Consider the following 19,845-nt stretch of genomic DNA (forward strand, 5'->3'; position numbering starts at 1 on the left):
CCACATGATCGACGCCGTGATCGTTTCCACCGCGCGCACCGGACTGGCCAAGAGCTGGAAGGGCGCTTTCAACATGACCTATGGCGCCACGCTGGGCGGCCACGCCGTGCAGCACGCGGTGCAGCGCGCGGGCATCGACCCGGGCGAAATCGAAGACTGCATCATGGGCGGCACCTTCGGTGAAGGCACCACCGGCGGCAACATCGCGCGTGCCGTTGCGCTGCGCGCCGGCCTGCCCGTCACCGTCGGCGGCATGACGGTCAACCGCTTCTGCTCGTCGGGCCTGCAGACCATCGCCATGGCCGCGCAGCGCGTGATGGTCGAAGGCTGCCCGGCCATCGTGGCCGGTGGCGTGGAGAGCATCAGCTGCGTGCAGAACGAGTCCAACGCCCACATGCGACGCGACCCCTGGCTGGTCGAACACAAGCCCGAGCTGTACTGGAGCATGCTGCAGACGGCCGAGACCGTGTCCCAGCGCTACGGCATCAGCAAGCTCGCGCAAGACGAATACGGTGTGCGCAGCCAGCAGCGCGCCGCCGCCGCGCAGGCGGCCGGCAAATTCAAGGACGAGATCGTGCCCATGACCACCGTCATGGGCGTGGTGGACAAGGCCAGTGGCCGCATCTCCACCAAAGAGGTGACCATCGACAGCGACGAAGGCATCCGCGCCGACACCACGCTGGAGGCGGTGCAGAAGATCCGCGCCGCCCTGCCCGGTGGTGTGGTCACGGCCGGCAACGCCAGCCAGTTCTCGGACGGGGCCTCGGCCTGCGTGGTCATGAACGGCAAGCGCGCGGAACAACTGGGCCTGCAGCCGCTGGGCATCTTCCGCGGCTTCGCGGTGGCCGGCTGCGAGCCCGACGAAATGGGCATTGGCCCGGTGTTCGCGGTGCCGCGCCTGCTGCAGCGCGCCGGCCTGAAGGTCGAGGACATTGGCCTATGGGAACTCAACGAGGCCTTTGCCTGCCAGGTGCTCTACAGCCGCGACAAGCTGGGCATTCCCGACGAACTGCTCAACGTCAACGGCGGCGCCATCGCGGTCGGCCACCCTTATGGCGTGAGCGGCGCGCGGCTGACCGGCCACGCGCTGATCGAAGGCAAGCGCCGCGGCGCGAAGTACGTGGTGGTGACCATGTGCATCGGCGGCGGTCAGGGTGCGGCCGGCCTGTTCGAGGTGTGCTGACCATGGGCGTCGAACAACTCTTCCGACTCGACGGCCAGGTCGCCCTGGTCACCGGTGGTTCGCGCGGCCTGGGCCTGCAGATGGCCCAGGCCCTGGGCGAGATGGGCTGCAAGGTCGCCATCAGCGCGCGCAAGGCCGACGAACTGGCCGAAGCGAAGGCGCATCTGGAGACGTTGGGCATCACGGTGCAGACCATGGTGAGCGACCTGCAGAAAACCGAGCGCATCCCGGCGCTGGTGGACGAGGTGATCCACGGCCTGGGGCCGATCGACATCCTGGTCAACAACGCCGGCGCCACCTGGGGCGCCCCGGCCGAAGACTACCCCGACGAGGCCTGGCACAAGGTGATGAACCTGAACATCAACGCGCCGTTTTTCCTCTCGCGCGAGGTGGGGCGGCGCTGCATGATCCCGCGACAAAGGGGCAAGATCATCACCATCGCCTCGGTCGCCGGCCTCAAGGGCATGGGGCCGGGCGTGCACACCGTGGCCTACAACACCTCCAAGGCGGCCGCCATCAACTTCACCCGCGCGCTGGCCAGCGAATGGGGCCGCTACAACATCAACGTCAACGCGATCTGCCCCGGCTTCTTCCCCACCAAGATGTCCGAAGGTCTGCTCGACACGATCGGCGAGGCCATGACCGCGCGCACGCCGCTCAGGCGCCTGGGCGGCGACGAGGACCTGATGGGCTCCGTCGTGTTCCTGGCCAGCGAGGCTTCGCGCCACATCACTGGCCAGTTCATCGCGGTGGACGGCGGCGCCTCGGCCATCTGACGATGAACGCACCCCAGACCCTCTTCACCGGCACCCAGCCGGTGAGCCCGGCCCATGCCTTCGACGAGGCGGCGCTGGCGCGCTGGATGCAGGCCCACGTGCCGGGCTTCAGCGGCCCGATGGCGGTGGCGCAGTTCAAGGGCGGGCAGTCCAACCCCACCTTCCTGCTCATGGCCGGCGGGCAGCGCTATGTGCTGCGCCGCAAGCCCATGGGCGAGCTGCTGCCCTCGGCCCACGCGGTGGACCGCGAGTTCCGCGTCATCCGGGCGCTGGCCGGCACCGACGTGCCCGTGGCGCGCGCCCACGCGCTGTGCGAAGACGACGCGGTCATCGGTTCGGCCTTCTACGTGATGGACCATGTGGAGGGCCGCATCTTCTGGGACCCGACCCTGCCGGGCATGACGCCGGCCGAGCGCGGCGCCATCTTCGACGAGCTCAACCGCGTGCTGGCCGCCCTGCACAAGGTGCAACCGGCCAGCGTCGGCCTGGCCGACTATGGCCGCCCCGGTGCCTACCTGGAGCGCCAGGTGGCGCGCTGGACGCGGCAGTACAAGGCCGCCGAGACAGAACCCATCGAAGCCGCCGACCGCCTGATCGAATGGCTGCCCCGGCACATGCCACCCGAGGGCGAAAGCCGCATCGTGCACGGCGACTACAGGATCGACAACGTGATCTTCCACCCCACCGAGCCGCGCATCCTGGCCGTGCTCGACTGGGAACTCTCCACCCTGGGCGATCCCCTGGTGGACTTTGCCTACCACTGCATGAGCTGGCGCATGCCACCGACCTCTCGCGGGTTGGCGGGCGTGAACATCGCGGCCCTGGGCATCCCGAGCGAGGCGCACTACCTGGCCAGCTACCTGATGCGCACCGGCCGCAGCGCCGCGGTCCCCGCGCGCGACTGGAACTACTACCTGGTGTTCAACATGTTCCGCCTGGTCGGCATCCTGCAGGGCATTGCCAAGCGCGCCCAGTTGGGCAACGCGTCCAACGCCAGCGCGGAGGAAACCGGCAAGCGCGCCCGTCCCCTGGCCGAACAGGCCTGGGCGCTGGCCCAGACCCTCTAGGGCCTGTTCACACTATTTTTCCAAGATGCGTTGCGGATCAAAAAGGCCATGCGCAAGGCGCGAAACGCAGCCGGGGTCGCCCCCGGCAAGGCTTCGCAACGCCGCGCATGGCCTTTTTGGCCGCAACCCGAAGGGAATGGGTTGAAAACAGCGCCACTCGTTGTTGCACTCCTAGGCCAGACACCCAGTCTGGCCGTCGTCTCGCGCCTAGATTGGCGCTGTTTTCAACCCATTCGCACTTGGAAAAATAGTGTGAGCAGGCCCTAGTCTCAAACCACCTTTCCCGAACGGAGCCCCCATGGATTTCGACCATTCCCCCAAGGTCCAGGACCTGCAAGCCCGCGTGCGCGCCTTCCTGGACGAACACATCATCCCGGCCGAACCGGTGTTCGAGGCCGAAATGAAAGCCTTCCGCGCCGCCGGCAACCCCTGGCAGGAGCCGCCGGTGATGGAGGAACTCAAACACAAGGCCAAGGCCGCCGAGCTGTGGAACCTGTTCCTGCCGGAGTCGCCGCTGGGCGCGGGCCTGAGCAACCTGGAGTACGCGCCGCTGGCCGAGATCATGGGCCGCTCGCCCATCGGCTCCGAACCCTTCAACTGCTCGGCGCCCGACACCGGCAACATGGAGACCATCGTGCGCTACGGCACCCCGGCGCAACAGGAACGCTGGCTGCAGCCACTGCTGGACGGCCATATCCGCTCGGCCTTTGCCATGACCGAACCGGCCGTGGCCTCCAGCGACGCCACCAACATCGAAGCGCGCATTCAGCGCGATGGCGACCACTACGTCATCAACGGCCGCAAGTGGTGGACCTCGGGCGCCAACGACCCGCGCTGCCAGGTGCTGATCTTCATGGGCAAGACCAACCCCGACGCGCCCAAGCACTCGCAGCAGTCGATGATCCTGGTGCCCATGGACGCCCCGGGCGTGCAGGTGCTGCGGTCGCTGCCCGTGTTCGGCTACGACGACGCGCCCCACGGCCACGCCGAGGTGCAATTCACCGACGTGCGCGTCCCGGTGGAGAACATCCTGCTGGGCGAGGGCCGCGGCTTCGAGATCGCCCAGGGCCGTCTGGGCCCGGGCCGCATCCACCACTGCATGCGGGTGATCGGCCGCGCCGAGCGCGCGCTGGAAGACATGTGCCGCCGCGCCACCCAGCGCACGGCTTTCGGCCGCACGCTGGCCGAACAGGGCGTGACGCGCGAACGCATCGCGCAGTCGCGCATCCTGATCGACCAGGCGCGTTTTCTGGTGCTGCACGCCGCCTGGAAGATGGACAAGGTCGGCAACAAGGCGGCCAAACAGGAGATCGCCATGATCAAGGTGGCCGCGCCGTCGATGGCCTTGCAGGTGATCGACTGGGCCATGCAGGTGCACGGCGGCGCCGGCGTGAGCGACGACTTCGGTCTGGCGCGCTCCTATGCGTCCACGCGCACGCTGCGTTTCGCCGACGGCCCGGACGAGGTGCACCGCAACGCCATCGCGAAGGAAGAGATCGGCCGTTTCCTGGCCCGCCAGACATGAATACCCTGCACCACGACCACTGGCCGCCCGGACTGCCCCGGCAGCTGACGCTGCCCGAGACCAGCCTGTGGTTCAACGCCGAGGTCTCGGCCCGGCGCTACCCCGACAAACCCTTTATCGTCTACTACGACTCGCCACTGGGCTTTGGCCGCTTCCGCGACGATGCCGAGCGCCTGGCGGGTCACCTGCAGCAGGTCTGCGGCGTGCAGGCCGGCGACCGCGTGCTGCTCTACCTGCAGAACAGCCCGCAGTGGGTGATCGGCTACTACGCCATCCTGCGCGCCAACGCGGTGGTGGTTCCGGTCAACCCGATGAACATGAGCGAGGAGCTGGCGCATTACGTGGCCGACAGCGGCGCGCGCGTGGCCATCACCGCCCAGGACCTGCTGGCGCAGCTGACGCCCCATCACAGCGCCCATGGCGCCGCGGGGGCCGATGCGCTGGACCATGTGGTGGTCGCCACCTACAGCGACTACCTGCACACCGCCACCGACCTGCGCCTGCCCGACTTCGTGACCGCGCCGCGCCAGCGCGTGGACGGTGCCGGCCTGCACGCCTGGGCCGACGCACTGGCCGCGAACCACGCGCCCGGCCCGCACACCGCCGGCCCCGACGACCTGTGCGTGATGCCCTACACCTCGGGCACCACCGGCCACCCCAAGGGCTGCATGCACACACACCGCAGCGCGCAATGCACCGCCATCGGCGGCATGCAGTGGTTCGCACGCAACCAGGACTCGGTCGCGCTGTCGGTGCTGCCCTTCTTCCACGTCACCGGCATGGCCGGCGGCATGAACGGCCCGCTGTTCCTGGGCGGGACCATCGTGGTCATGTCGCGCTGGGACCGCGAGGTGGCGGCCGAGCTGATGCAGCGCCACGGCATCACCGGCTGGCAGGCCATCAGCACCATGGTGGTGGATTTCCTGGCCAACCCGCGCATCGGCGAATACGACCTCTCGCGCCTGGTCGGCATCCGCGGCGGCGGCGCCGCCATGCCCGCCGCGGTGGCCCAGAAACTCAAGGACCTGCTGGGGCTGGACTATGTCGAGGGCTACGGCATGTCCGAGACCATGGCGGCCACCCACATCAACCCGCCGCAGCGCCCCAAGGCCCAGTGCCTGGGCATCCCGGTGTTCGACGTCGATGCCCGCATCATCGACCCCGCGACGCTGCAGGAGCTGCCCCCGGGCGAAACCGGCGAGATCGTGGTGCACGCGCCGCAGGTCATGCAGGGCTACTGGCGCAACGAGGCGGCCACGGCCGAGGCGTTCCTCACCATCGACGGCCGGCGCTTCCTGCGCACCGGCGACCTCGCCCGCATCGACGAAGACGGTTACTTCTTCATGATGGACCGCCTCAAACGCATGATCAACGCCAGCGGCTACAAGGTCTGGCCGGCCGAGGTGGAGGCGATGATGTACCACCACCCCGCCATCCTGGAGGTCTGCGTGATCGGCGCGCAGGACCCCAGACGCGGCGAGACCGTCAAGGCCGTGGTGGTGCTGAAACCGGAACACCGGGGACAGGTCGGCGAGGCCGACATCGTGCAATGGGCGCACGATCACATGGCCGCCTACAAGAGCCCGCGCATCGTCGAATTCACCGAGGCCCTGCCCAAGTCGGGCACCGGCAAGATCATGTGGCGCCAGTTGCAGGAGCGCCAAAACCAGCAGGACACATCAGGAGCCACACCATGAGCACCCGTCAGAAAGCCCGCGCCGTCATCGCCCGCGCACACGGCGCCCCCGTCACCGTCGAAGACATCTGGGTCGACCCGCCCCGGGCCGGCGAGGTCATGGTGAAGATCTCGGCCTGCGGCGTCTGCCACAGCGACCTGTCAGCCGCCAAAGGCGTGATCCCGCTGCCACCACCGGTGGTGCTGGGCCACGAAGGCGCGGGCACCGTGGTGGCGGTGGGCGACGGCGTCAAGGGTCTGGCGGTGGGCGACCGTGTGGTCTCGTCTTTCGTCAGCATGTGCGGCCACTGCCGCTACTGCACCACCGGCCGCCCCCAGCTGTGCGACCAGGCGGGCAAGGCCGCCTTCACCCTGCCCGACGGCAGCACGCGCCTGACCGACATGGCCGGCCAGCCGCTGAACATCTTCTCGGGCTGCGGCGTGATGGCCGACTACGCCACGCTGCACCAGGACAACGTGGTGAAGATCGGGCAGGACGTCTCCATGGAGTGCTGCGCGCTGGTCAGCTGCGGCGTCATGACCGGCGTGGGCGCGGTGGTCAACACCGCGCGCCTGACGGCGGGCTCGATCGCCGTGGTCTTCGGCGCGGGCGGCGTGGGCCTGAACGCCATCCAGGGCTGCCGCATCGCGGGCGCGGCCATGATCGTCGCGGTGGACCGCGCCGACAGCAAGCTCGAACTGGCCCGCCTGTTCGGCGCCACCCACACCGTCAACGCCAGCGGCGACGAGAACATCGTCAAGACACTGAAGAAGCTCACCGGCGGCGGCGCCGACTACGCGTTTGAATGCGTGGGCTACGGCGAGGTGGTGGCCCAGGCCTATGGCTGCCTGCGCAAGGGCGGCACCGCGGTGGCCGTGGGTGTGGCCGGCGTCAAGGACACGACCTCGATCAGGACGCTCACGTTGTCAATGGAGGAAAAGACGCTGACCGGCAGCTACTACGGCTCGGCCCGTCCGCGCGAAGACTTCCCGCGCCTGATCTCGCTCTACCAGGGCGGGCGCCTCAAGCTCGACGAGCTCATCACCCACCGCTATCGCATCGACGAAGCGCCGCAGGCCTTTGAAGATCTGGCCCAAGGCCGCAACGCCCGCGGCATGATCGTTTTCGACTGACCCGGACAACCCCAGGAGACCCCCATGAAAGCCCTGCGCTGCAACGCCTTCGGCCCCATCAACACCCTCGTGGTCGAAGACATTCCGAGCCCCTCGCCCGCTGCGGGCCAGGTGCTGGTGGACGTGCACGCCGCGTCCATCAACTTCCCCGACGCGCTGATGGTCCAGGGCCTCTACCAGGTCAAGCCGCCCCTGCCCTTCACGCCCGGCGCCGAGCTGGCCGGTGTGGTCAGCGCGGTGGGCGACGGGGTGAGCCACGTGAAGGTCGGCGACCGTGTGGTCTGCTCCACGGGCACCGGCGCCTTCGCCGAACAGGCGGTGGCCGATGCCGCCAAGGTGATCCCTCTGCCCGAGGGCATGGACTACGCGGCCGGCGCCTCCTTCGTGCTGGTCTATGGCACTTCGCTGCACGCGCTGCAGACCATCGGCAAGCTGCAGGCGGGCGAGACCCTGCTGGTGCTCGGCGCAGCCGGCGGCGTGGGCATCGCGGCCATCGAGATCGCCAAGGCCCTGGGCGCGCGCGTGATCGCCGCCGCGTCCAGCGATGAAAAACGCGCCCTGGCGAAACAGGCCGGCGCCGACGAGACGGTGGACTACACCCAGCCCGAGTGGCGACGCGAGGTCGAGCGCCTGACCAACGGCCAAGGGGCCAACGTGGTGTACGACGCCGTCGGCGGCCCCTATGCCGAACCGGCCCTGCGCGCCACCGCCTGGCGCGGGCGCTACCTGGTGGTGGGCTTCGCGGCGGGCGACATCCCCAAGCTGCCGCTGAACCTGACCCTGCTCAAGGAGCGCGCCATCCTCGGCGTGTTCTGGGGCGCGGCCATGGCCAAAGATCCGAAGCAGCTGCTGGCCGATCTGAAGCAACTGGCCGGCTGGTTCCAGGCGGGCAAGCTCAAGCCGCCGGTGACCGAACGCGTGACGCTGTCGCAGGCGGCCGACGCCATCGAGCGCCTGGCCAGCCGCAGGGCGATGGGCAAGCTGGTGGTGCTGCCGCGCGGCTGAGAAGCGTCAAGCGCGGGATCAGCGCGCTTCAGCCGCCCGAGAGGCTGCCCGCGCCCTCCTGCAGCCCGGCGGCCAGGTGCCGGGTGCAGTTGAACAGGCGCACGGTGTGCGGTGTCGTGGCGTCCACCTGCGTGACCGCGGTGTTGCCCAGCCGCTCCCCGCGTTGGCCGGTGCCCGGCGCCAGCGGCAGGCCGGCCAGCCACTGGCCGATGGTCAGGCCGTGCGACACCACCACCAGCGCGCCACCCAGGTGCGCCTGCAGGGACAGCAAGGCCGCCCAGGCCTGGCGGCAACGCGCCGCGAAATCCGCTGCGGACTCGCCACCGGGCGGTGCGGCTTCCGTGTGCAGCGCATCGGCGGGCAGGCTGTCGTAAGGCAACCCGCGCCAGTCGCCAAAGTCGCGCTCGCGGAACGCGGGCGACAGCGCCACCTTCAGGTTATGGCAGCGGCCCGCGATCGCTTCGGCGGTCTGCCGCGCGCGCGCCAGGTCGCTGCTGACGATGCCGGCCACACCGTCGCCGGCGAGCCGCCGCGCCACGGCACCCGCCTGCTGCAGGCCCAGCGCCGACAGCGGCGTGTCGGGTGGCTGCAGCACACGCGCCGCATTCAGCGCCGTTTCGCCATGACGCACCAGGATGATCTGCATCGGCGCATTCTGGTCCATGCCTTGCCCCCGGATCAAGGCCGACCGGCGTGGGGCACGGCGACCTGCGTGAACTCGATGCGGCCCTCGCGCCGCGCGCCCGCTTCCGGGCCGAAGGCCGGCGCGGTACAGATGAACAGGGTGCGGCCATCGGCCCCTCCGAGCATGCAGGCGAAGCTGCCGCGCTCCCCGGTGGGGATCGTTTGCACCACACCGCGCTGTTCCATCACGCGCAGCACCCGGTGGCCGCGCGCATCGGCCACCCAGATGGCACCTTCGGCGTCCAGGCACAGGCCATCGGGGAAGGCGCCGGTCAGATCGGCCCAGACACGCCGGCCCGAAAGCCCGCCCTGGTCGTCCACATCGAACGCGGTCAGCCGCTGCGCGTGCGTTTCGGCCACCACCAGCGTGCGGCCGTCCGGCGTCAGCGCCATGCCGTTGGGAAACGTCACCTCGGTGGCGGCGACGTGCAGGCTGCCGTCGGGATCGACCCGCATCAGCTGCGTGCTGCGCACCGGCGCTTTCGCGTAGAGATCAAATCCGAAGTTGCCGACATAGGCGCGCCCCGCGGCATCGACCAGCAGGTCGTTGCAGTGCCCACCCACCTGCGGCGACAGGTCGGCCACACACTGCAAGCCGCCGTCGCGCAGGGCCAGCAGGCGCCGGTCGTGCATGGACACCACCAGCAGGCTGCCATCCGGGCGCCAGCCCAGGCCGCTGGGACTGTGCGGCACGGTGCATTCGACGCGCACGTCGCCGGCCATGTCGACCGACATCACCTGCGCCTGGAAGAAATCAGAAAACCACAGCCGACCCTGGTGCCAGCGCGGCGCCTCGGCAAACCCCAGTCCGCCGACCAGGGTGGTCAGTGTCGCGGACGGGGTGAGCCAAGGCATCGCCGTTCACTGGAAGCTGGCGATGGCCATTTCCTTGATCTTGCCGTTCTCCACCACCGCCACACGGGTCTTGGCGGTCGATCCGCCCTTGGCGTCCACTCCGTCGAGGTTGTGCGGGTTCTGGCTCAGCTTGAGGGCCTTGAAGCCCTTGTCCAGGTTGGCGCGGATCGCGGCCGCGTCGCTGGTGGTGCCGGCCAGCTTCATGGCCTGCGCGGTGGCCAGCATGGCGGTGTAGTTCAGCGACATTTCCGAGGCAGGGTCGCGGCCGGGATAGGCCTTGAGCCAGCTGCCCACGAAGGCCTTGGCGCCCGGGGTGGCGTCATCGATCAGCGGCAGCACGCCAATGGCGCCTTCGAGCATGGCGTAGTTGCCGCCCAGGATGGGTTTCATCTGGTCCATCTTGGCCTGGTCGATGATGACAAAGCCGCCCTTGAAGCCCAGTTCGCGCGCCTGCTTGACCACCAGTGCGGTCGGCTCCGAAGCGCCGCCGATGAACAGCACGTCGGGCTTGGACGCCAGCACCTTGCTCACACCGCTGTAGAAGTCGGTGGCGCGGTTGTAGCTCATGGGGTTCTCGGCCACCACCTGGCCGCCGGCGGCCGTCCAGGCCGGCACAAAGGCCTTGGTCCAGGCCTTGGCGTAGTCGTGGTCGGCGTTGGCCACGGCCATTCTCTTGCCGAACTTGGTCTGTGCGTGTTTGACGAAGGCCGGGATGTAGGAGGTGAATTCCGGCGGGATACGCAGCGTCAGCGGGTTGCCGCGGGCGGTGATCTCCGGCACGCTGGTGTAGGACAGCAGCAGGGTCTTGGTGGCGACGTTCTTGGTCTGGATGGCAAAGCTGCCACCCGAATGCGGTGTCATCACGGCCGGGGTCTTGTGCTCCTGCACCAGGCGCTGGAAGTTGATGCCGGTCTCGGCCGGGTTGTACTTGTCGTCCAGCGCGACCACCTCGAACTTCACCTTCTTGCCCGCGACCTCGAAGCCCGAGGCATTGAGCTCGTCGATGGCGAACTTCATGCCGTCGAGCGTGTTCTTGCCGTACTGCGCGGCGCCGCCGCTGAGCGGGCCGGAGTAGCCGATCTTGACGATCTCCTGCGCGTGGGCCGGTGCCGAAGCGAGGAAGCCTGCCACGGCGATGGCGCCGGCGATCTGGGTGAATTGCCTTCTGATCATGAGTGTCTCCTGGGGGTGGGTGGAAAGAATCGAGCGGCGCTCGTGGGTGGCAAACGATGAAGCGGTTCCGACGTGGTCAGGCGCCGATGTAGGCCTTGCGCACGGCCTCGTTGTTCATCAGGCTGTCGCGGTCGCCTTCGAGCACGATGCGGCCGCGCTCGATGACGTAGGCGCGGCTGGCGATCTTCAGCGCCGCATAGGCGTTCTGTTCGGCCAGCAGCACCGTGGTGCCCGTCTGGTTGATGCCCTTGACGACCTCGAACACCTGCTTGACCACCAGCGGCGCGAGGCCGAGCGAGGGTTCATCAAGCAGCAGCACCTTGGGCCTGCCCATGAGCGCGCGACCGATCGCCACCATCTGCTGCTGGCCGCCGCTGAGCGAGCCGGCGGCATCGTGGCACTTCTCCGCCAGGATGGGGAACAGGGTCATCACCTCGTCCAGGCGGCGCTGGTTCTCGGCCTTGTCGCGGTGGTAGACGTAGGCGCCGAGCATCAGGTTCTTGAGCACCGACATCTGCAGGAACAGCTTGCGTCCTTCGGGGCACTGCACCACGCCCTGGCGCACCACCTGCGAGGGTTTCATGCCCTTGAGCGAGGCATCGCCCAGCGCGATGTCGCCGCCCGAGATCGGCGTGAGGCCCGAGAGCGCACGGAAGATCGAACTCTTGCCCGCGCCGTTGGCGCCCAGCAGCACCACCAGCTCACCGGAGTTGACGTGCAGGCTGACGTTTTCCAGCGCGCGGAAGGCGCCGTAGTGGAGCGAGACATCCTTAAATGTCAGCATGGTCGCTCCCCAGGTAGGCGTCGATCACGGCCGGGTTGGCCCTGACTTCGGCGGGTGTGCCTTCAGCGATCTTCTCGCCGTAGCTGAGCACCAGGATCTTGTCGGCCAGGCTCATGATCATGTCCATCTTGTGTTCGATCAGGCAGACCGTCAGGCCACTCTTGATCATCTTGCGGATCAGCTCGGCCAGGCCCACGGTTTCTTCCGGGTTCACGCCGCCGGCGGGCTCGTCCAGCAGCACCAGGCGCGGCTCGGTGGCCAGCGCCAGCGCAAAGGCCACGCGCTTGCGCTCTTCCTGCGAGATGTCGCCAGCGAGCCGGTTTTCCAGGTGCGCCAGGCCCACGAAGTCCAGCGCGTTGCGCGCCTTCTCGCGGCAGATGCGCTCTTCTTCGCGCAGGCGGCCGGAGCCGACCAGCACGTCCAGCAGGCCCGAGCGCGTGCGCAGGCGGTGGCCGACGATCAGGTTGTCGAGCACGCTGGCGTTGTCAAACAGCGTGGTGGACTGGAAGGTGCGCGCGACGCCCAGCCGGGCGACCGCGTCGGTGCGCAGCGAGGTGATGTCGCGCCCGTCGTAGGTGATGGTGCCCGAGGTGGGCCGGTGCACACCGCTGATGAGGTTGAAGAAGGTCGTCTTGCCGGCGCCGTTGGGACCGATGATGGCGTTGATCTTGCCCTCTTCGACCGTGGTCGAGACGTTGTTGACGGCCGCGTTGCCGCCGAATTTTTTGGTCAGGTGTTCGATCTTGAGCATGGCGTTCACTCCTGCCCGGCGCTGCTTTGCGCCGCGGCCTTGCGCGCGCGCCATCCCAGCCAGGTGCCCACCACGCCGTGCGGCAGGTAGATCACCAGCAGGATCAGGATGGGGCCGAAGATGACGAATCGGTATTCCTGCAGGAACTGCAGGTACTGCGTGATCCACGGCACCGAGAGGGAACCGAGCAGCGGACCGATCAGCGTGCCCAGGCCGCCGACGAGCATGTACATGGTCATGTCGAAGGTGTGGGCGACGCTGGCCAGGTCCGGCCCGAGGAAACGCACGAAGCCGGCGTACAGCGCACCCGCCCAGCCTGCGTACAACACTGAGATCAGGAAGGCCAGCAGCTTGTTGCGCATCAGGTTGATGCCCAGGGCCTCGGCCAGGTCGTCGCCGTTGCGGATGGCCATGAAGGTGCGGCCCAGCAGCGAATTGACGATGCGCCGCATGACCCACACGCCCAGCACCAGGAAGAAGTACATCAGGTAGTACTGCGCGATCGGGGACTCGAAGGCGAAGTCGCCGATCGGCTCGGGCGCCGGGATGCCGATGATGCCGACCGGGCCATGGGTGAGGTCGTCCCACTTCTCGATCACCAGGTAAATGATGTAGCCCACACACAGCGTGAAGATCGAGAAGTAGTGGCCCTTGAGCCGCAGCGAAACCCAGCCCAGCGGCAGGCCGATGGCCACGGTGATCACGCCGGACAGGAAGAACGACAGCCAGTAGGAATAGCCGTGGTCCACGGTGAGGATGCCCACGGCGTAGGCACCGATCGCCATGAAGCCGGCGTGCGCCAGGTTGAACTGCCCCGTGTAGCCGACGATGAGGTTCAGCCCCAGCGTGGCGATGGCGAACAGGTAGGCGGTGGACATCACCGTGAGGTGGTAGTCGTTGCCGGCGACGAAGGGAAACAGCAGGCCGGCGAGCAGCAGCAAGGCCCAGCCCAGGGGACCGTGAAGACGGTTGAGCATGTCAGTGGGCTCCCTTGAAGATGCCCTGCGGACGGAACGACAGGATCACCACCAGCGCGACGAAGGCGATGATGTCCTTGTAATGGTCGGACACATAAAAAGCGCCGAATGACTCGGCAAAACCGATGATCAGCCCGCCCAGGATGGCGCCGGGCACGCTGCCCATGCCGCCCAGGATGATGATCACGAACGCCTTGGTGATCACCAGGTGGCCCATGGCCGGGTAGACCAGGTTGATCGGCGCGTACAGCGTGGCAGCGAACGCCGCCAGCACGCCCGAAACCGCAAAGGTCAGCATGGCCACGCGGTTGGCGTCGATGCCCACCAGCGACGCACCTTCTCGGTTCTGCGCCATGGCGATGATGGTCGAGCCCATCACGGTGCGCGTCAGGAACAGGTGCAGCGCCAGCATCAGCGTGAAGGCCGCGGCAATGATGAGCAGCCGCTGCGCCGGGGCGGTGACGCCACCGATGTCGAAGATGCCGGTGTAGGGCGTGGGCATGCGCAGGAAATCTGGGCCCCAGACCACCTGCACGCCCGCCTCCAGGAACAGCAGCAAGCCGATGGCCGCGATCATCGGGTGCAGGCCGGTCTCGTTGCGCAGCGGGTGGAACACCAGCCGCTCGGCCAGCGCCGCCAGCACCGCCACCACCGCCGCCGCGCCCAGCATGGCCAGCCAGTAGTTGACCTCCAGCCGGGTCATCAGCGTGTAGGCGATGAAGGCACCGACCATGTAGAAGGCGCCGTGCGCGAAGTTCGGCACATGCAGGATGCCGTAGACCAGGGTCAGCCCCAGCGCCACCAGGCTGTAGATGCCACCGAGCGTCAGCCCGTTGAGCACCTGCTGAAAAAAGATGTCCACGTTGCGAGCACTTTCAGGAGTTGATGGGGTGCCTGGCTGTTCATGCCGAGCGCGTTTTTGGCACTATATCCTGCACGGTGGAACAACAAGCAAGGGGAAAACCCTGCCAACATCACCTGTGTGACAGCAAAAAAATCCCTTGTCACGCGCGTTCAAGACATGTTGGAAACCCCAGCCGATGATTCTTGGTTCTGCACAGCAAACCCGTTCCACCGCCCCAACCCACATCACCATGACAAGCTGCGCCTCGCCATACCTGCTCTACGGCTCCGAACTGAGCTACTTCACCGGCAAGGTGCGCGCGTACCTGCGCCGGGCCGGTCTGCACTTTGAAGAAGTGCTCTCGGACGCCGAGGTGTACCGGCAGGTCATCGTGCCGGACGTCGGAGCGGCCGTCGTTCCCGTCGTGCGAACGCCCGAAGGCACGCTGCTGCAGGACAGCACCGAGAGCATCGAAACGCTTGACGCCCGCCACGCGGGACGCGGCGGTGTGCCGTCGGTCCACCCCGCAGGGCCGGTACAGAAACTGGTGAGCCTGATGCTGGAGACCTATGGCGACGAGTGGCTGGTCATACCGGCCATGCACTACCGCTGGCACCACAACCGGGACTGGCGGTGGCGCAGTTTGGCGCACTCAATGCGCCACAAGCCACGCCAGAAGAGCAACTGCTCATCGGCGCCCGCCGCGCGGCACCCTTTGCTGCAGCAGCCGAGTTGCTGGGCGCCACGCCCGACATGCCGGCCGCCGTGGAGGCGAGCTATGAACAGCTGCTCAAGGAGCTGGATACCCACTTGGCGCAGCACCCTGCCCTGCTCGGCGCCGCCGCCACCCTGGGCGACTTCGGGCTCATCGGACCGCTGTACGCCCACCTCTGGCGCGACCCGGCGTCCGGCGAGCTGATGCGGCGCCTGGCGCCCCATGTGGCGCGCTGGGTCGAGCAACTGCAGTTCCGGCCAAGCGGTTTGCTCGGCCAACCGCTGCCCGACGACGCCATTCCCGAGACGCTCAAACCGGTGCTGCGACGCATGGCCCGCGAACAGTTGCCGGTCCTAGTGGACAGTGCACACCTGGTCCGGCAATGGATGACCGACCACCCCGGCCAGCCCCTGCCGCGCACGCTGGGGCAACACCGGTTCACGCTGGAGGGCTGCACCGGCGAGCGCATCGTGCGCCCCTACAGCCTGTGGATGCTGCAGCGCGTTCGAGACCATCTCGCCAGCCTGAGCAAGGCAGACCATCATCGCCTGACCTCATGATCAACAACCTCCCCCATTCGTGTCGGTTGTGTACGGTCTGGTGGCATCCTGGACAGCCCGACCGGAAGGGATGATCCCTGCAAGAACACCGCGATCGACCCGGCCAGCTTCACGTCTCTGGCATCAGGTGACTTGGCAAGGGCCTGGCCAATGTGCAACCAGGCACGCAACGCCTCGGTCCGGGTGGTCCGCGATTTCGGGCTGCTCTTGTCCTCTGGCCTGGCTTTCCTCAAGCGTCCGTCATCCCTGGCCTTCAGCCGCCACAGTGCTTCCGAGTTCCTGGTCTGAAACCGCGTGGCCTGCCGGGTGGCTTCGGCCTCCACCCCATAGCCGCGCAATTTGTCGGCAAAGGTCTCGCGCCACCGTTGCAGATCGGCCTTGCGCGGGTTGAGTCGTTTGCCGTAGATCGACTCAGCCCGTACGCTGAGGTGCACATGCGGGTTCGCCTGGTGATCGTGCAGCACCATCACGTACTTGTGGTTGGCCAGCTCGGTCTTTGCAAATTCGCTCGCCGCCTGCTGGACGATCCGTGGGTCCATGCCGCGTGGCATGGACAACATGATGTTGAAGGCCTCGCGCCTGTGTCCTTCGTCTGCGATCAGGCTGCCGCCGTAGCGCCACTCGTCGCTCAGCTCGTAGACAGCCGACCGTCCTTGCAGGATTTCGCCCTGTTCGTTTTCCATGCCAAGACGGCCGTTCTTGCTGATGAACCGGAAGTGGGCTGCAATGGCCAGCATGCCCCGCCCTCCCCCGGTGACCTTGACCATGACCTGGGGTGCTCGCTTCACCACGGTGGATTCAATGCGCTTGCGGATGGCGTCCGCGCGCTGGTGCATGCCCCCATCACCCAGCCTGGGTTGCGGCCTGACCTTGACCACCCGGTTGCCAGGGTAGAACAGGCGATCACCCCACTGGACGAGTAACCCGTCGATGTCCGGTGATTGGCTCATGGCGTTCTCCTTGAAGTCACCGGTTGGACCGGTGGATGGTCTGTGGATGACCCACGCGGGCGCAGATCGGCCATCAAGGTTGCCGCCTGGGCGAGGTGACGCCGGACGTCTCCGTCCAGCGTGTCGAGCATGTCGCGGTAGGCCACTGCTTTTTGCACGTTGCTCTGGGCGAGCAGGCGCGAGAGGGTGTGGATGTTCCGGCTGAGGCTGGAGAGCTTCGCGTTGGACTTGATGAGTTCAACGATTTCTACGGTGCGGCTGGCGCCTGTGGTCAGGGCAGGAACACCCATGATCAAACCCGCCAGGTAGGCATCACGCGACATCTGTGCGGTGTGCGCACCGACCACCAGTCGCCTGGCCTCGGGGGTTGTCAATCTGATTGACAACTTGACCCGGGGCTCGTGCGACGCGCCAAAGCGCCCGGTATCGACGACCAACTGAGAGACAGACTCGGACTGTCCGAGTTCGCGGACCACAGCGCGTCGAACCAGCACCGACACGCTCTCCCGGCGGGCCTGAGCGCAGCTCACCAGCGCGGCCTTGAGGCCGCGCATGTCGACTGTGATGAAGTCGGGGTTGCGAGTCTTCATGGGTCCCTCAAAGTTCAAACGAGAGCGAAGCGAGTGGTTTGTGAAATCGGCGGCGGGCCGCCTATCTCTGCACTCATCCATGCAGACAGTCTGTCCCTGGATCGAGCACCCTGACGTGCTGGATTCGGGCGCAAATCCAGCACGTGAAAGGGCTGTAGGAGGGTCGAAGATGGGTGTCAACGCAAGGCACCCATCACACGACTGAACAGAAAGTGCTCAGCAACTGCACAGGTTGAACAGCCAGCGCACAGGCACTGCACAAACTGAACAGCAACCGATCAACTGCTGCACGAAAAATGAATAGAAATGACGCGATAAAACTGGTCCCGAACGAAGCGCCCGGCCGGAGCTCGCGCAAAGCTCGGCGCTTTGCGCCCGAGATGCGAGCGCTGCGTGCCCAGGGCTACAACTTCGAGGCCATTCGTCTGGCGCTGGCTTCCTCTGGTGTGCACGTCAGCAATGCAACTGTGCAGCGCGAAGTGGCCAGCCGGATCTTGGCCTTCTTGTGGCTGGTGTTGCTGCGGTGGCACTCTTTATCTGGCCTCCTCGACATAGGCCGGTGGTCCTGTCGCAGTGAGCCTCCCTGCCCGCGTCCACCCACGGCTGTCGCTGCACAGCCGAACTTGAAAAATCGAAGGTCGCTTGAAGGCTGGGACCAGACTTTGAATTTGACAACTGCGCTTTTGTCCGATGCCATAACCGGTCATTCACCAGGCTGAAAATCAAACAGCCGATTGACCGCCCAAAACAGTCACTGGTCGGCGCGGATTCGAGCACGTTATAAAAACGGCAGCTGGACCTGCGTAGAAGCGATGTCCATCGCTCCAACTTCAATCCGACCTCCTTTGCGTCGGTAGCCTGAGCCGTATCGAACTTTAAATTCGTGCGTCGTTCATGTGGTGGGCCACCCGCTGTCCTATCCCTCGAGCTCAGAGGAAAGTCGTGAGTGGTGTTGTCTCGACTCGTCGATTGAGTATTTGAAAGACTGCTAAAAGGCGACAGTCTTGTGTTGGCACGCTCAACATAATTTCTCCAGACGGGGCGCAAAAGACGCCCGACCCATGGAGACAACACATGCAGGTGAACAGCGCGGTTTCGACTGACTCAGCGGCCATCGAGCGTTTTGATGTGGTGATCGTCGGAGCGGGCATCTCCGGCATCGGGTGCGCCCACATGCTGCGTCAGAGGTGCCCTGAACTGAGCTTTGTGATCCTGGACGCCATGGACTCCTATGGCGGCACCTGGCTCATCCACAAATACCCGGGTGCACGCTCCGACAGCGACCTCTTCACCTTTGGATACCAGTTCAAGCCGTGGACCAGCAAGCCCATCGCTTCACGAGAAGAAATACTCGACTACCTCGGCTCGGTGATTGAGGACGCCGAGTTGGCACCGCACATCCGCTTTCGCCACAAGGTTCGATCGGCGGCCTGGTCCAGTCAATCCCATTCCTGGCGACTTGACGTCACAGCGGACTCCGAGCATGGCGCCGAGCCAGAGTCCAAGCAGATTGAAGCGAGTTTTCTCTGGATGTGCCAGGGTTATTACAGACACGACAAGGGCTACACACCCAAGTGGCCAGGCTTGGAGCGCTTCAAAGGCGATGTGATCCACCCGCAGCATTGGCCAGACAACGTGGATCTGTCGGGAAAGCGTGTGGTCGTGATTGGCTCCGGCGCGACGGCTGCCACGCTGATCCCGTCGCTGGCCGATCAATGTGGGCACGTGACCATGCTGCAACGCACGCCCACCTTCTTCGCGACCGGGCGCAACGCGGATGCACTGGCAGAAGAACTGCGCAAGCTGGAAATCGATGAAGCCTGGATTCACGAAATCATGCGGCGCAAAGTGGTGCGCGACCGGGCCGACCTCATCGACCGGGCTCGTTCCAATCCGGATGGACTGAAGGCCCAGCTGATTGCCGGCGTGAAAGCCTGCTTGCCGGAAGGATTTGATGCGGAGCGGCACTTCACGCCCCCGTACAAACCGCTGCAACAGCGCGTGGCATTTGTGCCCGATGGCGACCTGTTCAAGGCGATCAGAGGCGGCAAAGCCTCGGTGGTGACTGATCACATTGCTGAAATCGACGAAACAGGCATCCGCCTCCAGTCGGGCGATCGTCTGGATTGCGACGTCATCGTGACCGCCACCGGCTTCGACCTGTCTGTCATGGGGGAGATTCCCTTCACTGTTGACGAACAGCTCGTGGATTTCGCCGAAAAAGTGAGCTACCGCGGGATCATGTTCACGGGCGTGCCGAACATGGCTTGGGTCTATGGCTACGGCCGCTACAGCTGGACGCTGCGTGCCGAGCTGATTGGCACCTTTGTCTGCAACTTGCTGGACCACATGCGGGCCAGCCAGGCCAGGAGTGTGGCCCCAAAGCTGCGGCCCTCGGATGCCGGTATGTCTATCCAGCCTTGGGTGGATACCGAGGACTTGAACGCAGGCTACCTGCTGCGCGGACTGGACCGCATGCCCAAGCGCGGAGACAAGCCCGAATGGCAGCACAGCCAGGACTACCGGTACGAAAGTCAGGTGCTGCCGACCATCGATCTGACCGATCCCGTTTTTTCCTACGGCTACTGAGCCCGTAT

Annotated in this window: 18 protein-coding genes and 1 pseudogene; 10 read left to right on the forward strand and 9 right to left on the reverse strand. The window is 66.3% G+C overall.

The window, feature by feature from the left end:
- The first annotated feature begins 4 nt into the window (after positions 1-4).
- From AC4QBL_RS07345 to AC4QBL_RS07375, 7 genes are all read left to right on the forward strand, one after another.
- Positions 5-1,183, forward strand: coding sequence for an acetyl-CoA C-acyltransferase (locus AC4QBL_RS07345; RefSeq protein WP_472887892.1), 1,179 nt, complete (start codon positions 5-7; stop codon positions 1,181-1,183).
- A gap of 2 nt (positions 1,184-1,185) precedes the next feature.
- Positions 1,186-1,959 (forward strand): SDR family oxidoreductase, encoded by a 774-nt coding sequence (locus AC4QBL_RS07350; protein WP_472887893.1) that lies wholly within the window; start codon positions 1,186-1,188, stop codon positions 1,957-1,959.
- A 2-nt stretch (positions 1,960-1,961) separates the two neighbouring features.
- Entirely contained in the window at positions 1,962-3,026 is a 1,065-nt protein-coding gene (locus AC4QBL_RS07355) for a phosphotransferase (RefSeq protein ID WP_472887894.1), read from the forward strand.
- A 298-nt stretch (positions 3,027-3,324) separates the two neighbouring features.
- The gene (locus AC4QBL_RS07360) at positions 3,325-4,551 is read left to right on the forward strand and encodes an acyl-CoA dehydrogenase family protein (protein WP_472887895.1); all 1,227 of its coding nucleotides are present in this window, start codon (positions 3,325-3,327) and stop codon (positions 4,549-4,551) included.
- Positions 4,548-6,248: a long-chain fatty acid--CoA ligase gene (locus AC4QBL_RS07365; protein WP_472887896.1), complete on the forward strand. Its 1,701-nt coding sequence runs from the start codon at positions 4,548-4,550 to the stop codon at positions 6,246-6,248. Before AC4QBL_RS07360 ends, AC4QBL_RS07365 begins: the two co-directional genes overlap by 4 nt.
- Positions 6,245-7,360, forward strand: a complete 1,116-nt coding sequence (locus tag AC4QBL_RS07370) for a zinc-binding dehydrogenase (RefSeq protein ID WP_472887897.1) — start codon at positions 6,245-6,247, stop codon at positions 7,358-7,360. The genes AC4QBL_RS07365 and AC4QBL_RS07370 overlap by 4 nt, the downstream gene beginning before the upstream one ends.
- Positions 7,361-7,384: 24 nt before the next feature.
- On the forward strand, positions 7,385-8,365 hold the full coding sequence (locus AC4QBL_RS07375; protein WP_310567272.1) for an NADPH:quinone oxidoreductase family protein: 981 nt from the start codon (positions 7,385-7,387) through the stop codon (positions 8,363-8,365).
- A gap of 28 nt (positions 8,366-8,393) precedes the next feature.
- Here AC4QBL_RS07375 and AC4QBL_RS07380 read toward each other — a convergent pair whose 3' ends face one another.
- The 7 genes from AC4QBL_RS07380 to AC4QBL_RS07410 form a co-directional block, all read right to left on the reverse strand.
- Entirely contained in the window at positions 8,394-9,011 is a 618-nt protein-coding gene (locus AC4QBL_RS07380; RefSeq protein ID WP_472887898.1) for a histidine phosphatase family protein, read from the reverse strand.
- Between the two features lie 32 nt (positions 9,012-9,043).
- Positions 9,044-9,904 carry an SMP-30/gluconolactonase/LRE family protein gene (locus AC4QBL_RS07385; protein ID WP_472887899.1) on the reverse strand — a complete coding sequence of 287 codons (861 nt, stop codon included), beginning with the start codon at positions 9,902-9,904 and terminating at the stop codon, positions 9,044-9,046.
- Positions 9,905-9,910: 6 nt separating this feature from the next.
- Positions 9,911-11,077, reverse strand: coding sequence for an ABC transporter substrate-binding protein (locus AC4QBL_RS07390; protein WP_310567275.1), 1,167 nt, complete (start codon positions 11,075-11,077; stop codon positions 9,911-9,913).
- A 76-nt stretch (positions 11,078-11,153) separates the two neighbouring features.
- Positions 11,154-11,861, reverse strand: a complete 708-nt coding sequence (locus AC4QBL_RS07395; protein ID WP_472887900.1) for an ABC transporter ATP-binding protein — start codon at positions 11,859-11,861, stop codon at positions 11,154-11,156.
- The gene (locus AC4QBL_RS07400) at positions 11,848-12,612 is read right to left on the reverse strand and encodes an ABC transporter ATP-binding protein (RefSeq protein ID WP_310567277.1); all 765 of its coding nucleotides are present in this window, start codon (positions 12,610-12,612) and stop codon (positions 11,848-11,850) included. The genes AC4QBL_RS07395 and AC4QBL_RS07400 overlap by 14 nt, the downstream gene beginning before the upstream one ends.
- A 5-nt stretch (positions 12,613-12,617) precedes the next feature.
- Positions 12,618-13,589 carry a branched-chain amino acid ABC transporter permease gene (locus tag AC4QBL_RS07405; protein WP_310567278.1) on the reverse strand — a complete coding sequence of 324 codons (972 nt, stop codon included), beginning with the start codon at positions 13,587-13,589 and terminating at the stop codon, positions 12,618-12,620.
- 1 nt (position 13,590) lies between these two features.
- A complete protein-coding gene (locus AC4QBL_RS07410; RefSeq protein ID WP_472887901.1) occupies positions 13,591-14,451 on the reverse strand; it encodes a branched-chain amino acid ABC transporter permease in 861 nt (286 codons plus the stop codon).
- A 232-nt stretch (positions 14,452-14,683) separates the two neighbouring features.
- On the opposite strand from AC4QBL_RS07410, the pseudogene AC4QBL_RS07415 reads away from it, so the two are divergent.
- Together AC4QBL_RS07415 and AC4QBL_RS07420 are read left to right on the forward strand one after the other, a co-directional pair.
- Positions 14,684-14,875, forward strand: a pseudogene (locus AC4QBL_RS07415) (glutathione S-transferase N-terminal domain-containing protein); the annotation flags it as partial.
- Positions 14,876-15,012: 137 nt separating this feature from the next.
- Positions 15,013-15,708, forward strand: a complete 696-nt coding sequence (locus tag AC4QBL_RS07420; RefSeq protein ID WP_472888011.1) for a glutathione S-transferase family protein — start codon at positions 15,013-15,015, stop codon at positions 15,706-15,708.
- Here the strand turns inward: AC4QBL_RS07420 and AC4QBL_RS07425 are convergent.
- Both AC4QBL_RS07425 and AC4QBL_RS07430 read right to left on the reverse strand, forming a co-directional pair.
- Positions 15,690-16,658, reverse strand: a complete 969-nt coding sequence (locus AC4QBL_RS07425) for a relaxase/mobilization nuclease domain-containing protein (protein ID WP_472907451.1) — start codon at positions 16,656-16,658, stop codon at positions 15,690-15,692. The two genes, AC4QBL_RS07420 and AC4QBL_RS07425, sit on opposite strands and share 19 nt — an antisense overlap.
- Positions 16,655-17,248, reverse strand: coding sequence for a hypothetical protein (locus tag AC4QBL_RS07430; RefSeq protein ID WP_472887903.1), 594 nt, complete (start codon positions 17,246-17,248; stop codon positions 16,655-16,657). Before AC4QBL_RS07430 ends, AC4QBL_RS07425 begins: the two co-directional genes overlap by 4 nt.
- A gap of 1,074 nt (positions 17,249-18,322) precedes the next feature.
- Between AC4QBL_RS07430 and AC4QBL_RS07435 the strand changes: the two genes are divergently transcribed.
- Entirely contained in the window at positions 18,323-19,837 is a 1,515-nt protein-coding gene (locus tag AC4QBL_RS07435; protein ID WP_472907452.1) for a flavin-containing monooxygenase, read from the forward strand.
- Positions 19,838-19,845: the final 8 nt, after the last annotated feature.

It is taken from the genome of Hydrogenophaga sp. L99, assembly GCF_058731905.1.

Coding starts and splice junctions, on each gene's coding strand:
- AC4QBL_RS07345 (WP_472887892.1), top strand. CDS start 5: ATGATCGACGCCGTGATCGTTTCCACCGCGCGCACCGGACTGGCCAAG.
- AC4QBL_RS07350 (WP_472887893.1), top strand. CDS start 1,186: ATGGGCGTCGAACAACTCTTCCGACTCGACGGCCAGGTCGCCCTGGTC.
- AC4QBL_RS07355 (WP_472887894.1), top strand. CDS start 1,962: ATGAACGCACCCCAGACCCTCTTCACCGGCACCCAGCCGGTGAGCCCG.
- AC4QBL_RS07360 (WP_472887895.1), top strand. CDS start 3,325: ATGGATTTCGACCATTCCCCCAAGGTCCAGGACCTGCAAGCCCGCGTG.
- AC4QBL_RS07365 (WP_472887896.1), top strand. CDS start 4,548: ATGAATACCCTGCACCACGACCACTGGCCGCCCGGACTGCCCCGGCAG.
- AC4QBL_RS07370 (WP_472887897.1), top strand. CDS start 6,245: ATGAGCACCCGTCAGAAAGCCCGCGCCGTCATCGCCCGCGCACACGGC.
- AC4QBL_RS07375 (WP_310567272.1), top strand. CDS start 7,385: ATGAAAGCCCTGCGCTGCAACGCCTTCGGCCCCATCAACACCCTCGTG.
- AC4QBL_RS07380 (WP_472887898.1), bottom strand. CDS start 9,011: ATGCAGATCATCCTGGTGCGTCATGGCGAAACGGCGCTGAATGCGGCG.
- AC4QBL_RS07385 (WP_472887899.1), bottom strand. CDS start 9,904: ATGCCTTGGCTCACCCCGTCCGCGACACTGACCACCCTGGTCGGCGGA.
- AC4QBL_RS07390 (WP_310567275.1), bottom strand. CDS start 11,077: ATGATCAGAAGGCAATTCACCCAGATCGCCGGCGCCATCGCCGTGGCA.
- AC4QBL_RS07395 (WP_472887900.1), bottom strand. CDS start 11,861: ATGCTGACATTTAAGGATGTCTCGCTCCACTACGGCGCCTTCCGCGCG.
- AC4QBL_RS07400 (WP_310567277.1), bottom strand. CDS start 12,612: ATGCTCAAGATCGAACACCTGACCAAAAAATTCGGCGGCAACGCGGCC.
- AC4QBL_RS07405 (WP_310567278.1), bottom strand. CDS start 13,589: ATGCTCAACCGTCTTCACGGTCCCCTGGGCTGGGCCTTGCTGCTGCTC.
- AC4QBL_RS07425 (WP_472907451.1), bottom strand. CDS start 16,658: ATGAGCCAATCACCGGACATCGACGGGTTACTCGTCCAGTGGGGTGAT.
- AC4QBL_RS07430 (WP_472887903.1), bottom strand. CDS start 17,248: ATGAAGACTCGCAACCCCGACTTCATCACAGTCGACATGCGCGGCCTC.
- AC4QBL_RS07435 (WP_472907452.1), top strand. CDS start 18,323: ATGCAGGTGAACAGCGCGGTTTCGACTGACTCAGCGGCCATCGAGCGT.